Here is a 16,988-nt window from a genome sequence, read left to right on the forward strand (position 1 = left end):
CCTACTTGATCAAGGAGAGATCATGTCCCTGGCCATCGTCCACAGCCGCGCCCAGGTCGGCGTCGAAGCACCGGCCGTCACCGTCGAGGCGCACCTGGCCAACGGCCTGCCCTCGCTGACGCTGGTGGGCCTGCCCGAGACCGCGGTCAAGGAAAGCAAGGACCGCGTGCGCAGCGCCATCCTCAATGCCGCCTTCGAATTCCCTAGCAAGCGCATCACCCTGAATCTGGCGCCGGCCGACCTGCCGAAAGACGGCGGCCGTTTCGATCTCGCCATCGCCTTGGGCGTTCTTGCCGCCAGCGGTCAGGTGCCGGCTCAGTCGCTCGATGAATACGAATGCCTGGGTGAGCTGGCGCTATCCGGCGCTGTACGTCCGGTGCAGGGCGTTCTGCCGGCCGCACTGGCTGCGCGTGAAGCCGGACGCACCCTGTTGGTGCCACAGGCCAATGCCGAGGAGGCCAGCCTCGCCTCCGGGCTCAAGGTGATCGCCGTCGAGCATCTGCTGCAGATCGCTGCGCACCTCAACGGCAGCGCACCACTCGAACCCTATGCTGCACAGGGATTGCTCAGACAGAGCCTGCCTTACCCGGACCTGGCCGAAGTTCAGGGTCAGCTGGCCGCCAAACGCGCCCTGCTGGTGGCCGCTGCGGGCTCGCATAACCTGCTGCTCAGCGGTCCGCCCGGCACCGGCAAGACGCTGCTGGCCAGCCGCCTTCCCGGCCTGCTGCCGCCGCTCGACGAACGCGAAGCGCTGCAGGTCGCGGCAATCCACTCGGTGGCCAGTCATACGCCGCTGCAGCACTGGCCGCAGAGGCCCTTTCGCACCCCGCACCACAGCGCTTCCGGGCCGGCACTGGTCGGCGGCGGCAGCCGCCCACAGCCCGGCGAAATCACCCTGGCGCACCAGGGCGTGCTGTTCTTGGACGAGCTGCCGGAATTCGACAGGAAGGTACTGGAGGTGCTGCGCGAGCCGCTGGAAAGTGGCCATATCGTCATTGCCCGGGCGCGTGACAAGGTGCGCTTCCCGGCGCGTTTCCAGCTGGTCGCGGCAATGAATCCCTGCCCGTGCGGTTACCTCGGCGACCCGAGCAACCGCTGCCGCTGTACGCCAGAGCAGATCCAGCGCTACCGCGCCAAGCTGTCCGGGCCGCTGCTGGACCGTATAGACCTGCACCTGACGGTTGCCCGCGAAACGACAGCCTTGAATGCCCCGCCGCAGGATGGCGAGAGCACTGCGCAGGCGGCAGCCAAGGTGGCGCGGGCACGTGAGCGGCAGTTGCGCCGCCAGGGTGTGGCCAACGCCTTTCTCGACCTGCCCGGCCTGCGCCAGCACTGCGCCCTGAGCGATATCGATCGCCAGTGGCTGGAAAACGCCTGCGAACGCCTGGGCCTTTCCCTACGAGCCGCGCACCGCGTGCTCAAGGTCGCGCGGACACTGGCCGACCTGGCGGAGCAGCAGGCGATCAGCCGCGAGCATCTGGCCGAGGCGCTGCAGTATCGCCCCGCCGCGGGCTGAATCAGCGAAAGCGCTCGACTTCCTGGCGCAACTGAGCGGCAAGGCGATCCAGCTCGAGGGCGGTGTCGGCCAGGTTGGCCACCACTTCGCGCTGCTCGCCATTGGCCTGGGCGATGCTCTGCAGGTTGGCGCTGAGCACGGTCGCAGTGCTGCTCTGCTCGCTGGTGGCGGTGGTGATCGCAGCGAACTGCTCGCCCGCCGCCTCGCTCTGCTCGCTGATCTGCGCCAGTGCAGCCGCCACCTTGGCGTTGCGCTCCAGGCCGTCCTGCATCAGCTGGCGCCCCTGCTCCATGGTGGCGATGGCGCTGCTGGTCTCGCTCTGGATGCTGCCGATCATCGTCGAAATCTCGTTGGTCGCCTCGCGAGTACGCCCGGCGAGGTTACGTACCTCGTCGGCGACCACAGCGAAACCGCGGCCCTGCTCACCGGCACGCGCGGCTTCGATGGCGGCGTTGAGCGCCAGCAGGTTGGTCTGATCGGCAATCGAGGTGATCACGCTGACGATGCCGCCGATTTCCTGGGAGCGCTGGCCGAGGCCGTTGATTGCGCTCGAGGTCTGCTCCAGGGCTTCGGCGATCTGCACCAGCGCTTCGGAGGCCTGATCCATCGAAGTGCGCCCGATGCGGGTCTGCTGGGCGTTGTCGCTGGCCAGGCGCTCGGTGCTGCGCATGTTGTCGGCGATGTTCTGTGAGGTGGCGCTGAATTCCTCCACCGCGCCGGCCATGCTGGTGATCTCGCCGGACTGCTGATCGATACCCTGATAGGCATCACGCGACAGCGTCGACATGGCCTGCGAACGGGCGCTGACATCCTGGGCAGCGCTGCGAATGCCCGCCACCATGCTCGCCAGCGCTTCGCCCATGCGGTTGAAGCTGCCCGCCAGCTCGCCTATCTCATCGTTGCTGGACTGCGCCATGCGCGCGCCGAGATGGCCGGCGCCGAGCGCCTGCGCCTGCTGCACCAGATCACCCAGCGGGCGCAGTTTGCGCCGCAGCAGCCAGACCACGGCGATCACCGCCAACAGCAGGGTGATGGCGCTGCCGACCGCCAGTTGGCTGCCGACGCGCCAGGTCACCGCCTGGATTTCCGTGCGCGGCATGCTCGCCACTACCTGCCAGGGGCCGCCGCTGAACGGCATGGCCACGCTGAAGAACTCCTCGACACCGTCGCTCCAGAAGGTGCCGCGGCCCGGCTCGTCGAGCACATTGGCCAGCTTGCCGGCGACCTGCTCCGGCTGACGAGCACCGGCCGGCGGCACCAGCCAGGATCCCTGATCGTCGAGCAGAGCCAGGGAGCCGGTTTCACCGATGCGGAAGCGCTTGAGGTTGTCGAACTGAGCGTTCTGCGCGTCGGTGTAGTCGAAGCCGACGAACAGCACCGCGAAAACCCGGCCACTGGCATCGCGCACCGGGGTGTACTGAGTCATGTAGAAACGGCCGAAGAGAAACGCGCGCCCCACATAACTGTCGCCGCTGACCACCTTCGGGTAGGCCGGGCCGTTGCGGTCCAGCACGGTACCGATGGCGCGGCTGCCGTCCGGCTTGGTTACAGAGGTGCTGATACGGATGAAATCGTCGCCGTCACGTACGAAGACGGTCGCCACGCCTGCAGTCAGGTCATGAAACTCGTCCACCTGGGTGAAGTCGTTGTTCAACGCCGCCGAACCCAGGGACAGCACCGGCGCCTGCACGCCCGCCACCGCAACGCGCTGGCTGCTGACATTCAGGCCGCTGGAGAAACGGCGCTCGAACAGACCCGCCAGGCGCTGGGTACTGTCGCGCAGGCTGCTGTGGAAGGTGTCCAGCTGGTCGGCCAGCAAGCGCGCCTCGCTGGCCAGGTGTTCTTCGCGGGTAACAAGGTTGGCGTTGTTCAGCGAACGCAGGGCGAACAGCGTGCTGGCGCTGATAAGCAGGACCAGCACGACGGCCAGCGCGGTGGCCAGTTGCAAGGCAATACGTGACCGGGGCGATTGCATGGGAGAGCCTCGAGCCACCCTTAAACTGGCGGCGAAATTGTGGGGGTTGTCCTACGACTTTAGTAGGAGGCGCGGCAGGATACCCGACAAAATCTCTAGGTCAATTTCAAAATGATGGCACTGGTTGCAACCTGTGACCGACCGCTCGGTGAAACCCGAAAAAAATCAAGCTCTTGACACCTCAGGCAGGCACATCCGCGCGACTTCATCCTGCAGGTAATCCGACAATCGGTTGATACGACTGGCGGCACGATGCCCGCGCGGCCACACCAGATAGTAGCCCTCACCGCTGCTGACGGCGGTGCGCCAGGGCAGACCGAGCCGGCCGGCGTTGACGTCCTCGGCCACCATCAGCAGATCGCCGATGGACACGCCGTATCCGCGGGCGGCGGCGACGATGCCCAGTTCGAGCATGTCGAACAGCTGGCCGGTCTTCAGTGGCACCTGCTCCCCCAGGCCGGTGGCCTGCAACCAGCGCCGCCAGTCGCGGCGGTCCGGCGTCGGGTGCAGTTGCTCGGCGGCCCGCAAACGTGCCAGAGACCAGGGGCCGGCTGCGATATCGGCTGCTGCGCAGACCGGGATCAGCCATTCCTCGAACAGCAGCACGCTTTCCCAATCTTCCGGAAACTGGCCATCGGAAAGCAGCACCGCGCAGTCGAAGGGCTCGTGGCGGAAGTCGACCTTGTCCACATCCATCCAGGCGCTGGTCAGTTGCACTTCGCTGTCCGCATTGCTCAGGCGAAAGTGCGACAGGCGCGCCAGCAGCCAGCGCATGGTCAGGGTCGACGGTGCCTTCAGGCGCAGCACCTGATCGTCGGCGCGCAGGGCGGCGCTGGCCCGCTCCAGTGCATCGAAGCCATCGCTCAGCCCCGGCAGCAAGGCCCGGCCCGGATCGGTCAGTTGCAGGCTGCGGCCGCGGCGCTCGAACAGGCGGCAGGCAAAGTAATCCTCCAGCGTGCGGATATGCCGGCTCACCGCACTTTGGGTGATGGCCAGTTCCTCGGCGGCGCGGGTGAAGGACGAATGGCGCGCAGCGGCCTCGAAGGCCCGCAGGGCGTACAGCGGCGGCAAGCGACGGGTCACAGTCCAATTCCATGAGTTTTTGTCATACCTGGCATGGCTATTTTCCTTTTGTGAATGGTCGCTGCAAACCAGAGAATAGCTGCCATTGCTCGTCCCCCGACAGCCCGGGGATGCTTACCCTGCCGAAGTTTTACTCATCATGAAGAACTCCCCTGGTCACGAGCTGGGTGCGCTGCTGCGCCTGGCCGGCCCGCTGGTCTCCGCACAGCTGGCCCATGCGCTGATGATTTTCACCGACACGCTGATGATGGCCATGCTCGGCCCGCAGCAGTTGGCCGGCGGCGCGCTGGGTGCCACCTGCTATTTCATCTTCTCGATCTTCTGCACCGGCGTGATCGCCGCGGTAGGCAGCCTGGTCGCCATTCGCCATGGTGCCGGTGACCCGAGCGGCGTCACCCGCCTGCTGCGCAATGGCCTGTGGCTGGCGATGCTGCTGGGCGTTGTCAGCGCGCTGTGCCTCAACGGCCTGGGCCCGCTGCTGCCGCACCTGGGCCAGGACCCGACAGCGGCCAGCCAGGCCATGGCATTTCTGCGCCCGCTGTCGCTGGCCTTGCCTGGCTACCTGTGCTTCATGGCCCTGCGCGGCTTCACCAGCGCCATCGGCCATCCCGGCCCGGTGATGACCATCAGCATCATCGGCACGGTCGCCAACTTCGTCATCAATTATGCGCTGATCAAGGGCTGGTTCGGCCTGCCCAGCCTCGGCCTGAGCGGCATTGGCATGACCACCGCGCTGGTCAGCAGCGCCATGGCCCTGGCTCTGGCGCTGTACATCCTGATCTCGCCGACCTACCAGGCTTACAAGCTTCGAGGCGGCCTGGGTCGCCCACAGCGGGACGAGATGCGCGCCCTGCTGCGTTTAGGCCTGCCGATTGGCGGCACCTACGCCGCCGAGCAGGGGCTGTTCACCTTCGCCACGCTGTGCATGGGTGCGCTGGGCAGCGTGCAACTGGCAGCCCATCAGATCGCCATGCAGACGGTTGCCCTGGCATTCATCGTGCCGCAGGGCCTGTCCTACGCGGTGACCTTTCGCGTCGGCTTGCACTACGGCGCCGACCGCCTGCACCTGTCGCGCCTGGCCGGGCACCTTGGCATGGGCCTGGGCGCAGCACTGATGCTGTTGTTCGCCCTGCTGTTCTGGCTGCTGCCGGAATGGATCATCGGCCTGTTCCTCGATCAGCATGACCCGGCGTTCGCCGATATCGTCACCCTGGCCGTGAGCCTGCTAGCGATCGCCGCCTGGTTCGAGCTGTTCGACGGCCTGCAAAGCATCGCCATGGGTGCGATCCGCGGGCTCAACGACGGCCGCACCACCCTGGTGATCGGCCTGACCGGCTACTGGTGCATCGGCGCGCCGCTGGCCTGGCTACTGGCCTTCCCGCTGGGTTGGGGCGCGCATGGCGTCTGGTGGGGGCTGGCCGCGGGCCTGGCGGCGACGGCCAGCGGTCTAGTGCTGGGTTTCCAATGGAAGACGGCACGTCTGCAGCGGCCGAACAGGGTAGAGGGCGAGGTCTGCCTGTCGTAGCCCGGATACAATCCGGGCTACGGGTTACGATCCGCCGAGCAGCGGCTGGCGCATGCCGAACACCAGAAAACGCGCCAGCTCGGTGAGCGGCACGGCCTTGCTGATCAGATAACCCTGCGCCTGATCGCAGCCGAACTGGCGCAGCATGTCGAGCTGCTCGATATTCTCAACCCCCTCGGCCACCACTTCCAGGTTGAGGTTGTGCGCCAGGTTGATCATCGCCCGCACCAGTTGGCGGTTCTCGGGCCGTTCGCCCATGCCGCCAACGAAACTCTTGTCGATTTTCAGCAGGGTGATCGGCAGGCTGTTGAGGTGGACGAAGGACGAGAAACCGGTGCCGAAGTCGTCCAGCGAAAAACGCACGCCAAGCCGTCCCAGCGCCAGCATGGTCTGCTGCACCTGATCGCTGCGGCGCATCACTGCGGTTTCGGTCAGCTCGAATTCCAGCCACTGCGCATCGATGCCACGCTCTTCGATCAGGCGGCTGAGCGTCGGCAGCAGCTGGCTGTCCTGGAACTGGCGGAACGACAGGTTGATCGCCATATGCAGCGCCGGCAGGCCACGCCCGCGCAGCCACTGCATGTCGCGCAAGGCGCGGGAGATGACCCAGTAACCGAGCGGCACGATCAGCCCGGTTTCCTCGGCCAGCGGCACGAACTCACTGGGCGAGAGCAGCCCGCGCTCGCCGTGCTGCCAGCGCACCAGCGCCTCCAGGCCGACGATGCGCCCGCTTTCCAGGCACAGCCGCGGCTGGTAATGCAATTCCAGCTCGTCCCGACGCAGCGCGCGGCGTAGCTCGCTCTCCAGATCGGCCTGGCTGCGCGCACCGCGGTTGAGGCGCTCGTCATAGACGTGAAACACGCAGCCCTGCTGACTCTTGGCCTGCTGCATGGCGATATGTGCGTGCCACAGCAGCGGATCGGCGCCCTCCCCGGCGCGGGCATGGGCCAGCCCCAGGCTGCAACCGATCAGCAGGCTCTCGCCGTCGACCCAGTAGGGCTCGCCCAGCACTTCGGTGACGCGCTCGGCCAGGCGCTCGACGCGCTGCGGGTCGCGGCGTACGTCCAGCAGCAGGGCAAATTCGTCGCTGCCCAGGCGGGCCAGTTGGTCGCAGGGCTGCAGCAGCCCCTTGAGGCGCGCCACCACCTGCAGGATCAGGCGATCACCGCCCTGGTAGCCCAGCGCATCGTTGGCATGGCGGAAGTTGTCCAGGTCGAGGTGCCCCAGCACCAGGCCGCGGCCACCGCATTCGGCCAGGCGCGCAGCGAGCAGGGTCTGGAAACCCTGGCGGTTGGCGATGCCGGTCAGCGGGTCCTGCTCGGCGAGACGTTGCAGGGTGTGCTTGAGATTGCCCTGCTCACGCGCGTAGCGCAGGCAGCGGCGCAACACATCGAGGTTGAGACTGCTACGCACCAACCAGTCGCTGACACCGGCCGGCTCCTCGCTGGGCTCGTCTTCGAGCAGCAATACCATCGGCAGCGGACATTGACCGGCCTCGGGGATGCGCTCAGGCGTGGCCAGCAGCAGGCCACTGGAGTGATCATCGAACAGGTTGCTGGCCGCTTCCCAGGACGGTGCGGTGATCAACGCAGAGGAGCTGCCAAGGGCAGCCAGGTGCTCGCGCAATGATTCGGCCCAGCCAGGCGAATCCGCCAGCAGAACCAGGCGCATGGGTTCGACGAGCGTGGACAAGCGACCTCCCCCAAATGATCAAGAATAATGGCGAATCGTGTCGCCTGCCCGCGTCTTAACCGACGTCTAATCAATCACATCCGGGTGAAAGTGAACGCACATCCTGAGGTATAGCCAAAAAACCGGCAAGTGGAACCAGAGTACTGCATCCGTTCGAATAACCCAGCGCGCCACGCTTCAATTACGTGCGCCAGGCCACAGTTCCGGACGGTCGCGGCAGAAGCTGCCAGGCCTGTTAAAATGCGCGGCCATTTTTCTGTGATCGAACCCATGTCCCGACTGAACCCCCGGCAACAAGAGGCCGTGAACTATGTCGGCGGCCCACTTCTGGTGCTCGCCGGCGCAGGCTCCGGCAAGACCAGCGTGATCACGCGCAAGATCGCCCATCTGGTGCAGAACTGCGGTATCCGCGCCCAGCACATCGTCGCCATGACCTTCACCAACAAGGCCGCGCGCGAGATGAAGGAGCGCGTCGGCACGCTGCTCAAGGGCAGCGAAGCGCGCGGCCTGACCGTGTCCACCTTCCACAACCTGGGCATGAACATCATCCGCAAGGAGTACGCGCGCCTGGGCTACAAGCCCGGCTTCTCGATCTTCGATGACGGCGACATCAAAGCGCTGCTCACCGACATCATGCAGAAGGAGTACGCCGGCGACGACGGTGCCGACGAGATCAAGAACCTGATCGACAGCTGGAAGAACGACCTGATTCTGCCGGACGAGGCGCTGGCCAATGCCCGTGGGCCGAAGGAGCAGACCGCAGCCATCGTCTACCTGCACTACCAACGCACGCTCAAGGCGTACAACGCAGTGGACTTCAACGACCTGATCCTGCTGCCGGTGAAGCTGTTCCAGGAGCATCAGGACATTCTGGAGAAGTGGCAGAACCGCATCCGCTACCTGCTGGTCGACGAATACCAGGACACCAACGCCAGCCAGTATCTGCTGGTGAAAATGCTGGTGGGCATGCGCAACCAGTTCACCGTGGTCGGCGACGACGACCAGTCGATCTACGCCTGGCGCGGCGCGCGCCCGGAAAACCTGATGCTGCTGAAGGAGGACTATCCCTCGCTGAAGGTGGTGATGCTGGAGCAGAACTACCGCTCCACCAGCCGCATCCTCAAATGCGCCAACGTGCTGATCGCCAACAACCCGCACGTGTTCGAAAAGCAGCTGTGGTCGGAGATGGGCCATGGCGACGAGATTCGTGTGATCCGCACCCGCAACGAAGACGCCGAGTGCGAACGCGTGGCGCTGGAGATCCTCACCGAACACCTGCGCACCCAGCGCCCGTACAGCGACTTCGCCATTCTCTATCGGGGCAACTACCAGGCCAAGCTGATGGAGCTGAAATTGCAGCACCACCAGATTCCCTATCGCCTCTCCGGCGGCACCAGCTTCTTCGCCCGTCAGGAAGTGAAGGACCTGATGAGCTACTTCCGCCTGCTGGTCAACCCGGACGATGACAACGCCTTCCTGCGGGTGATCAACGTACCGCGCCGCGAGATCGGCTCCACCACCCTGGAAAAGCTCGGCAACTACGCCAGCGAGCGCAAGATCAGCATGTACGCCGCTGCCGGCGAAATCGGCCTCGGCGAACACCTCGACGCGCGCTTCACCGAACGCCTGCAGCGCTTCACCAAATGGATGGATCGCGTACGCCAGGAGTGCGCGCAGAACGACCCGATCGCCGCCATTCGCAGCATGGTCATGGACATCGACTACGAGAACTGGCTGCGCCAGAACGCCTCCAGCGATAAGGTGGCCGAGGCGCGCATGGGCAACGTGTGGTTCCTCGTCGAGGCGCTGAAAAGCACCCTGGAGCGCGACGAAGACGGCGACATGACCATCGAGGACGCCATCGGCAAGCTGGTGCTGCGCGACATGCTCGAGCGCCAGCAGGAAGAGGAAGAAGGCGCCGAGGGCGTGCAGATGATGACCATGCACGCCTCCAAGGGCCTGGAATTCCCCTCGGTGTATATCATCGGCTTCGAGGAGGAGATCCTCCCGCACCGTTCCAGCATCGAGGCCGACACCATCGAGGAGGAGCGGCGCCTGGCCTACGTCGGCATCACCCGCGCCAAGCGCAACCTGGCGCTGACCTTCGCCGCCAAGCGCAAGCAGTACGGCGAGATCATCGAATGCTCGCCGAGTCGCTTCCTCGACGAGCTGCCGCCGGAGGACCTGGTCTGGGAAGGTCAGGAGGAGGCGCCCGTGGAGGTCAAGACCGCACGCGGCAACGACGCCCTGGCCAATATGCGCGCCATGCTCAAGCGCTGACTCAGCTCGCTGTAGACACCCCACTTCCCAAGCAGGGGGCGGGGCTGGGCTGGTACAGCAGAAGATTTGTGTGGGTAAGGACTTGTGTGAGAGGGAGCTGGGGTGGAGCGAGCTTGGGTGGGAGCGGACTTGTGTGGGAGCGGACTTGTCCGCGAAAAAGGTTTCCACCCTGCCCCATAGAAAAATGACCACACTCAACAACCAGCTCCTCCGAAATAGCTTCGCGGACAAGTCCGCTCCCACTGGAGTTGGTTTTGGCGGTTACCTTATCCCTTTGCACTCGGCACCGGCACCCTCTTCATATTTGCCAGTCAGAAGAACACCACGTTCAGAAACAGGGGCTGCAACCATGCGTACCTTCACCCTCGACCTCGATGCCCTGATACAGCTGATCAATGGCCGCGAACAGCAGGAACACTGGCTGGACCTGGAAAGCGGCAGCGTCCTGAGCCTGTCGCCAGAGGATCAGCACAGCGAACAGCGCCAGCAGATCGAACTCGATCCCGACCGCTACAGCCAGGTGCCCAACCTTGACATACCGCAGCGCATCGCCATGCGCGAGTCGTTCCTGTTCACCCTCGACGACCTGCATGCGCACCCGCTGCTCAGTGCCGCGCTGACCGGGCGCAAACCGTTGCGCGCGTTCGATTACGAGATCGAAGCCTTCGCGCCGATTCGCCAGCAGTGGCAGGCCTACGAACTCAAGCAGCTACGCGAGTACGCCCTCAACTGGCTCTACGAGCTGGGCCTGGAGCCCGCGCCGGAGAAGCTGCCACTGGATACCTGCGGCATCCCCAGGGACATTCTGCGGCGGCTGAACAAGAGCGCATGAGCGGGCACGCCCAATACCTGTCACTGGAATCATGCTGAGCGCCCCCGGATTGCATCCGGGCTACGGCGCCAACAACCTGTCTGAGCGGTCAACTGGCTACGACTGTCGGGCAGGCTCCGGTTTCACTACACAATCCGGGGTGTTTTGAGCGAAAATCCGCAGCTTTTCTGCTCAACCAGAGGATCGACCGTGGAGTCGTTGAAACAGAAGATTCGCAGCGAAGGCATCGTGCTGTCCGAGCACGTACTCAAGGTGGACGCCTTTCTCAACCACCAGATCGATCCACGCCTGATGCAGGAGATCGGCCACGAGTTCGCCCAGCGTTTCGCCGGCCAGGGCATCACCAAGATCGTCACCATCGAAGCCTCGGGCATCGCCCCGGCAGTGATGGCCGGCCTGGAGCTGGGCATCCCGGTGATCTTCGCGCGCAAGTTCCAGTCGCTGACGCTCAAGGACGATCTGCTGATTTCCAAGGTGTTCTCCTTCACCAAGCAGACCGAAAGCACCATCGCCATTTCCGCCCGCCACCTGACCGCCGCTGACAAGGTGCTGGTGATCGACGACTTCCTCGCCAACGGCCACGCCGCCAAGGCGCTGATCGACCTGATCCAGCAGGCCGGCGCCCAGGTTGCCGGTATCGGCATCGTCATCGAAAAGTCCTTCCAGGAAGGCCGCAACCTGCTGCAGAGCGAAGGCTACCGCGTCGAATCGCTGGCCCGTGTCGCCGCTCTGGAGAACGGCCAGGTGCGCTTCCTCGATTAAAGGCTGTGCACGGCCTCGCGCGCTTCAGGGCGCGGCGGTGGCCTGCAGGCCCGCCAGTAGCAAGCGCTGGTAAAGGATCTCGCGTACGCCATCCGGCGCTTCCAGGTTCATGCGCCGCAAGTGTTCGGGATACGCACCCGGCTCCGGCGCATCGAGCGTGGCCTTACCCAGCTCCAGCGCCTCGGTCAGGCGCAGCTTGCTCTTGAGCCAGCTCAGCGCACGCACCAGGTCCTGCTCCACCGCGCTGAAATCGCTGCCCAACGGGTATTCGGCGAACAATGCAGCATGCTGCTCGCGCAATAACTGCAGACGCTCGGGCAGGTTGTTGGCAAAGCGCTGATCGAGGCGAAAATCGGCCGGCAGTTTGCCAGCCTGCTGCGCCTGCTCGATCAACTCGTCCTGAAAGCGCGAGTCGCAGATGCCAAGCAGCGCCTCGATCACCTGGGCATCGGTCTTGCCGCGCAGGTCGGCGACGCCATATTCGGTCACCACGATGTCGCGCAGATGCCGGGGAATGGTGGTATGGCCATATTCCCAGACGATGTTGGAACTGACCTCCCCACCCGACTCGCGCCAGCTGCGCAACAGCAGAATGGAGCGCGCATCCTCCAGCGCATGGGCCTGGGCGACGAAGTTGTACTGCCCGCCGACACCGCTCAGTACGCGACCATCTTCCAACTGATCGGCCACCCCGGCGCCGAGCAGGGTCATGGTGAACACCGTGTTGACGAAACGCGCGTCGCGGCGCTGCAGGCGCTTGAGCGCTTCCTGACCATGCAGCTCATTGATGTAGCGGATACCGGTCATGGCGAAGCGCTGCCTGATTGCCTCGTCCAGCTCACGCAGGCGCGCATAGAAGGCCGCCGGGCCGAGGAAGAAACCGCCATGCAGCACCGCGCCGCCCAGGGCCTTGCCAAGAAAGGGGTGCAGGCTCGCCTGGAGCTGCGCATTGCCCAGATCGGCATCGAACAGGCTGCCGTCCGGCAGGCGCAGCAGTCCCTTCTCGAAACGCACCTCCTCGGCCAGCAGACCGCTCTGCTGCAACCATTGCAGGCCGTGCTCATCGAGCCGTGGCGCCAGCCCGGCATCGAGCAGAGCCTGGATGCTGTGCGGCCGGCCCTGCCCATCCAGACCACCGGCCAGGGCCAGGCGCTGCACCTCGACGTCGGGGTAGACCGCGCGCCGCACCAGGCCGGCTTCGGCCAGCGCCAGCAGACCGTTGACGAACATTTCACTGCAGCCGTACAGCCCTTCGCGCAACGGCAGTACACCGCCAATCTCGGCGCTGGCCTGCAGCGAGCCGGCGTCGCCATGCAGGGACTGCAGCAGGGCCTGGTAGCCGGCGTTATCCGCCTGGCGAGTGATCAGCGCAGCACTCAGGGCATCGCCCATCGCACCGATACCGATCTGCAGGGTGCCGCCATCGCGCACCAGCGCACTGGCGAACAGGCCGATGCAGTGATCCTGCACCGTCACCGGCATGTTCGGCGTGGAGAACAGCGTGCTGCGCTCGTCTTCGAGCAGCTGGATATCGAAGGTGTCGCGTGGCACCTGGGCATCGCCGACCATGTACGGAAGGTCGCTGTGAATCTGGGCGATGCCGAGCACGGTTTCGCCCGCCGCGCGACGTCGCTCCAGCAGCGGCAGCAGGTCCAGGGTCACGTCCGGGTTGCAGCTCAGGCTGAAATGCTCCGGCCGCCGTGTGTCAGCCGCCACGTACTGGGCGACCACGTTCAGGCCCTTGGTATTGAGGTCGCGGGCGACATGGCTGTAGTTGCTGCTGATGTAATCCTGCTGCGCCGGCGCACATTCGAGCAGGCTGCCGGGCTGGAAGAAGAACTGCTCGACACGCACGTTGGCCGGCAGGCTGCCGGCCTGCAGGTCGGCGAGAAATTCCAGCTCGGGGTAATCGCCGTAGACCCGGTCGACGAAGGGCTCGAGAAAGCGCCGCTGTAGATCCTGATCGGCACGCGGGCGCGCCAGGCACAGCGCGGTGTAGATGGTCAGTTGCCGCTCAGGCAGGTTGCGCACGCGCTCATACAGCGCATTGACCCAGCGATTGGGCTTGCCCAGGCCGAGCGGCAGGCCCAGGTGAATCGGCCCGTCGATTTCACTCAGGACGAGTTCGACGGCTTGCTCGATGGTGCAGGTCTGCGGCATCTGGCGCTCCTTGCGGCATCCGTGACGAATGCTGCTTGGACTGCGTGGATGCCGGCATGGTTGCATGCCATCGCCTTAAGAGCCTGCTCACGATCTGCTGCGCGTCGGCCCTGCTGCGTTAAAAACAGGCTCGGAATGCTCATTTATAGCTCGTAAAGTCGAGCGCGACTCCGAGCGTTCCTCGCCTATTTTTGCCTTGTATGGCTCTAGCTCGCGAGATCGTGAACAGGCTCTAAACGAAAAAACCGCCCGGAGGGCGGTTTTTCAGGAAGCGGCGGGTCTTACAGACCGGACATCTTCTGGATGGCTTCGCGCAGCTCTTCATCGGTGCAATCAGCGCAGGTGCCTTTCGGCGGCATGGCGTTGATACCGGAGATGGCAGCGGCGAGGATGCCGTCGAGACCGCCCTGGTGATCGGCGCGCTCTTTCCAGGCAGCGGTGTCACCGATTTTCGGTGCACCCAGTACGCCAGCGCCATGGCAGGCGTTGCAGTGCTTGGCGATGATGTCATCAGCGGTACGTGCACCACCACCGGCGGTAGCGGCAACGGCTTCGACGCCCTTGCACTCTTCACCCATGATGCACACTTCGCCCACAGGCTTGAGGCGCTCGGCAATGGCTTCATCGGTCGTGGCCTGAGCAGTCACTGCCCACAGGGCCAATACGGCAGCCGGTACTGCCAGCATTTTCTTCATCAGATTCACGGTACACCCTCTTCGTGGCTAGTCACGCCCGCGGCCACGGTTTCGCGAGCGGGCGACAGTATAACGGCAAGCGCGCCCCACCGAAACAACCCATATTGTCGCAGGGTTATTGATCAGAAGTTCGCCGGCGTGGTGGCGCTGATCAGGCGCGCCGGTACATCGAACGGGTTGCGAAAGCGGTGCGGCTTGCTGCTCTCGAAGTAGTAGCTGTCGCCCGGCTCGAGGATGAACACCTCGTTGCCCACGGTCAGCTCCAGCCTGCCTTCGACCAACATGCCGGCCTCCTCGCCCTCATGGGCGTACATCTCGTCACCGGTGTCGGTGCCGGCCGGGTAGGTCTCGTCAAGGAAGGAAATGGCGCGACTCGGATGAGCCTTGCCGATCAGCTTCATGGTGATGGCGCCACTGCAGATATCGGTCAGCTCGGAGGCCCGGTAGACCACCTGAATCTGGTTCTCCTGCTCCATGTCGAGGGAGAAGAATTCCACCAGTGACATGGGAATACCGCTCAGCACTTTTTTCAGCGAGCTGATCGAGGGGCTCACGCTGTTCTTCTCGATCATGGAAATGGTGCTGTTGGTAACGCCCGCCCGCTTGGCGAGTTCACGCTGGGAAAGACCTTTGAGCTTACGAATCGATTGCAGTCGAACGCCGACGTCCAATGCTGGAGTCCCCCTTTGGGAGTGATACGGAAAGTGTCCGTATCATGGCATAGCGTTCGGAATTTACAACACTTGCGTTCATGCTCTTCTACAGCCGGTCGAATCAACCTCCGAGATAGAGCAGCGGTACCCGCCGCAGGTTGCAGAAAATCTGATAGGGGATGCTGCCCGCAGCCATGGCCACGTCGCTCGCCAGCACCTCCTTGCCCCACAGCTCGACACGGCTGCCCAGGCCCGCCTGTGGCAGATCGGTGAGGTCGACGGTGAGCATGTCCATCGACACACGGCCGATCAGGCGAGTCGGCTGGCCGTCGACCATCACCGGAGTGCCGGTCGGCGCGTGGCGCGGATAGCCGTCGGCATAGCCCATGGCGACCACACCGACGCGAGTCGGCCGCTCGGAGACGAAGCGCGCGCCGTAGCCCACGGGCTCGCCGGGCGGCAGTTCGCGGACGCTGATCACCTTCGACTCCAGGGTCATCACCGGACGCAGACGCGCGGCCTGCTCCTGAACCTGCTCGAAAGGCGTAGCGCCATACAGCAGGATGCCGGGGCGCACCCAGTCGCTTGCCCCCTGCTTTTCAAATAGCTGTGGCCAGCCGAGCACGGCCGGCGAATTGCGCAAGCTGACCTCGGCGGCCAGGCCTTCGCGCGCCTGCTGGAACACGGCCAGCTGCTCGGCGGTACGCGCGCACTCGGGTTCGTCGGCACGTGCGAAGTGGCTCATCAGCACGATCTTGCTGACCTTGCCGCTGGCCAGCAGGCGGCGGTAGGCATCCTGGTACTCGCCCGGGTGCAGGCCAACGCGGTGCATACCGCTATCGAGCTTGAGCCACACGGTCAGCGGCTTGCTCAACCGGGCTTGCTCGACGGCCTCGATCTGCCACTGCGCGTGAATCACGCACCACAGATCATGCTGGTCGATCAGTGGCAGCTCGTCGGCGTCGAAAAAGCCTTCGAGCAGCAGGATCGGCGCCCGGATGCCGGCCTCGCGCAGCGCCAGCGCCTCTTCGATGCAGGCAACGGCAAAGCCGTCGGCCTCGCTCTCCAGCGCCTGCGCGCAACGCACCGCGCCATGCCCGTAGGCATCGGCCTTGACCACGGCCAGGGCGCGGGCGCCGCTCAGCTCGCGGGCCAGTTGGTAGTTGTGACGCAGGGCGTCGAGGTCGATAAGGGCACGGGCAGGACGCATGGTTCGTAATCTCTCAATCGTTTCGCTGAGGCGATCGTTTTTTCGTAGCCAGGATGAATTCGGGGATGACTCGTTACCAAAGCCCCGGATTGCATCCGGGCTACGTGTAAAAAAAGCCCGGCGGGGGAGCCGGGCGAGAAGCCAACACAAAAATTGTCTGGAACAAATTTTGACGTCGCCCCGCGACAGCCCGTAAGGGCGGCCGCCAGGGATAGCGGGCCGCAAAAATTGTTCACTGCGGTGACTGCCTCAGACGGCAGCCACCACGCACATTTCCACCAGCACTTCGGGCTTGTACATCTTCGCCTCGACGCAGGCGCGGGCCGGTGCATGGCCGTCGGCGACCCAGGCGTCGTACTCGGCGTTGAGGCCATCGTAGTCGGCCATGTCCTTGAGGAAGATGGTCAGCGAGAGGATCTTGCTCTTGTCGCTGCCACCCTCGGCCAGCATCTTGTCGATGTTGGCCAGGGTCTGGCGGGTCTGCTCGCGGATGTCACCGCCGAAGTCGTCGGCCAACTGGCCGGCTAGGTAAATCGTGCCGTTGTGGATCACCACTTCGCTGTAGCGTTTGGCCACATGCAGGCGCTGGATCGACATGCTGCGAA

At 64.6% G+C, this 16,988-nt stretch carries 13 protein-coding genes; 5 read left to right on the forward strand and 8 right to left on the reverse strand.

Going from position 1 to position 16,988, the window contains the following annotated elements; genetic code table 11:
- Nucleotides 1–22 precede the first annotated feature (22 nt).
- Nucleotides 23–1,516, forward strand: coding sequence for a YifB family Mg chelatase-like AAA ATPase (locus P3C50_RS08740; protein ID WP_275545687.1), 1,494 nt, complete (start codon nucleotides 23–25; stop codon nucleotides 1,514–1,516).
- Between the two features lies 1 nt (nucleotide 1,517).
- On the opposite strand, the gene P3C50_RS08745 is transcribed toward P3C50_RS08740, so the two are convergent.
- Complete coding sequence (locus P3C50_RS08745; protein ID WP_275545688.1) at nucleotides 1,518–3,491, reverse strand: methyl-accepting chemotaxis protein; 1,974 nt, start codon at nucleotides 3,489–3,491, stop codon at nucleotides 1,518–1,520.
- 165 nt (nucleotides 3,492–3,656) lie between these two features.
- A complete protein-coding gene (locus P3C50_RS08750; RefSeq protein ID WP_275545689.1) occupies nucleotides 3,657–4,574 on the reverse strand; it encodes a LysR substrate-binding domain-containing protein in 918 nt (305 codons plus the stop codon).
- Between the two features lie 139 nt (nucleotides 4,575–4,713).
- Here P3C50_RS08750 and P3C50_RS08755 point away from each other — a divergent pair, with 139 nt between their 5' ends.
- The gene (locus tag P3C50_RS08755; RefSeq protein WP_275545690.1) at nucleotides 4,714–6,099 is read left to right on the forward strand and encodes a NorM family multidrug efflux MATE transporter; all 1,386 of its coding nucleotides are present in this window, start codon (nucleotides 4,714–4,716) and stop codon (nucleotides 6,097–6,099) included.
- Between the two features lie 24 nt (nucleotides 6,100–6,123).
- Here P3C50_RS08755 and P3C50_RS08760 read toward each other — a convergent pair whose 3' ends face one another.
- Nucleotides 6,124–7,791 carry a putative bifunctional diguanylate cyclase/phosphodiesterase gene (locus P3C50_RS08760; protein WP_275545691.1) on the reverse strand — a complete coding sequence of 556 codons (1,668 nt, stop codon included), beginning with the start codon at nucleotides 7,789–7,791 and terminating at the stop codon, nucleotides 6,124–6,126.
- Nucleotides 7,792–8,061: 270 nt separating this feature from the next.
- On the opposite strand from P3C50_RS08760, the gene rep reads away from it, so the two are divergent.
- From rep to P3C50_RS08775, 3 genes are all read left to right on the forward strand, one after another.
- Nucleotides 8,062–10,071: a DNA helicase Rep gene (gene rep / locus P3C50_RS08765; protein WP_275545692.1), complete on the forward strand. Its 2,010-nt coding sequence runs from the start codon at nucleotides 8,062–8,064 to the stop codon at nucleotides 10,069–10,071.
- Nucleotides 10,072–10,420: 349 nt separating this feature from the next.
- Nucleotides 10,421–10,903, forward strand: a complete 483-nt coding sequence (locus P3C50_RS08770) for a UPF0158 family protein (protein WP_275545693.1) — start codon at nucleotides 10,421–10,423, stop codon at nucleotides 10,901–10,903.
- Between the two features lie 189 nt (nucleotides 10,904–11,092).
- Nucleotides 11,093–11,665, forward strand: a complete 573-nt coding sequence (locus P3C50_RS08775; RefSeq protein ID WP_275545694.1) for a xanthine phosphoribosyltransferase — start codon at nucleotides 11,093–11,095, stop codon at nucleotides 11,663–11,665.
- A 24-nt stretch (nucleotides 11,666–11,689) separates the two neighbouring features.
- Here P3C50_RS08775 and P3C50_RS08780 read toward each other — a convergent pair whose 3' ends face one another.
- The 5 genes from P3C50_RS08780 to P3C50_RS08800 form a co-directional block, all read right to left on the reverse strand.
- The gene (locus tag P3C50_RS08780; RefSeq protein WP_275545695.1) at nucleotides 11,690–13,825 is read right to left on the reverse strand and encodes an acetyl-CoA hydrolase/transferase C-terminal domain-containing protein; all 2,136 of its coding nucleotides are present in this window, start codon (nucleotides 13,823–13,825) and stop codon (nucleotides 11,690–11,692) included.
- A 281-nt stretch (nucleotides 13,826–14,106) separates the two neighbouring features.
- Nucleotides 14,107–14,529 (reverse strand): c-type cytochrome, encoded by a 423-nt coding sequence (locus P3C50_RS08785; RefSeq protein ID WP_197857799.1) that lies wholly within the window; start codon nucleotides 14,527–14,529, stop codon nucleotides 14,107–14,109.
- A 113-nt stretch (nucleotides 14,530–14,642) separates the two neighbouring features.
- Complete coding sequence (locus P3C50_RS08790; RefSeq protein WP_197857798.1) at nucleotides 14,643–15,191, reverse strand: cupin domain-containing protein; 549 nt, start codon at nucleotides 15,189–15,191, stop codon at nucleotides 14,643–14,645.
- Between the two features lie 103 nt (nucleotides 15,192–15,294).
- On the reverse strand, nucleotides 15,295–16,383 hold the full coding sequence (gene alr / locus P3C50_RS08795) for an alanine racemase (RefSeq protein ID WP_275545696.1): 1,089 nt from the start codon (nucleotides 16,381–16,383) through the stop codon (nucleotides 15,295–15,297).
- Between the two features lie 249 nt (nucleotides 16,384–16,632).
- Nucleotides 16,633–16,980 carry a RidA family protein gene (locus P3C50_RS08800; RefSeq protein ID WP_021487631.1) on the reverse strand — a complete coding sequence of 116 codons (348 nt, stop codon included), beginning with the start codon at nucleotides 16,978–16,980 and terminating at the stop codon, nucleotides 16,633–16,635.
- Nucleotides 16,981–16,988: the final 8 nt, after the last annotated feature.

The organism is Pseudomonas sp. Marseille-Q0931, from assembly GCF_940789645.1.
GTDB lineage: Bacteria > Pseudomonadota > Gammaproteobacteria > Pseudomonadales > Pseudomonadaceae > Aquipseudomonas.

Excerpts from the sequence above, each read along its gene's own strand:
- P3C50_RS08740 (WP_275545687.1), top strand. The coding sequence starts at position 23 with ATGTCCCTGGCCATCGTCCACAGCCGCGCCCAGGTCGGCGTCGAAGCA.
- P3C50_RS08745 (WP_275545688.1), bottom strand. The coding sequence starts at position 3,491 with ATGCAATCGCCCCGGTCACGTATTGCCTTGCAACTGGCCACCGCGCTG.
- P3C50_RS08755 (WP_275545690.1), top strand. The coding sequence starts at position 4,714 with ATGAAGAACTCCCCTGGTCACGAGCTGGGTGCGCTGCTGCGCCTGGCC.
- rep (WP_275545692.1), top strand. The coding sequence starts at position 8,062 with ATGTCCCGACTGAACCCCCGGCAACAAGAGGCCGTGAACTATGTCGGC.
- P3C50_RS08770 (WP_275545693.1), top strand. The coding sequence starts at position 10,421 with ATGCGTACCTTCACCCTCGACCTCGATGCCCTGATACAGCTGATCAAT.
- P3C50_RS08780 (WP_275545695.1), bottom strand. The coding sequence starts at position 13,825 with ATGCCGCAGACCTGCACCATCGAGCAAGCCGTCGAACTCGTCCTGAGT.
- alr (WP_275545696.1), bottom strand. The coding sequence starts at position 16,383 with ATGCGTCCTGCCCGTGCCCTTATCGACCTCGACGCCCTGCGTCACAAC.
- P3C50_RS08800 (WP_021487631.1), bottom strand. The coding sequence starts at position 16,980 with ATGTCGATCCAGCGCCTGCATGTGGCCAAACGCTACAGCGAAGTGGTG.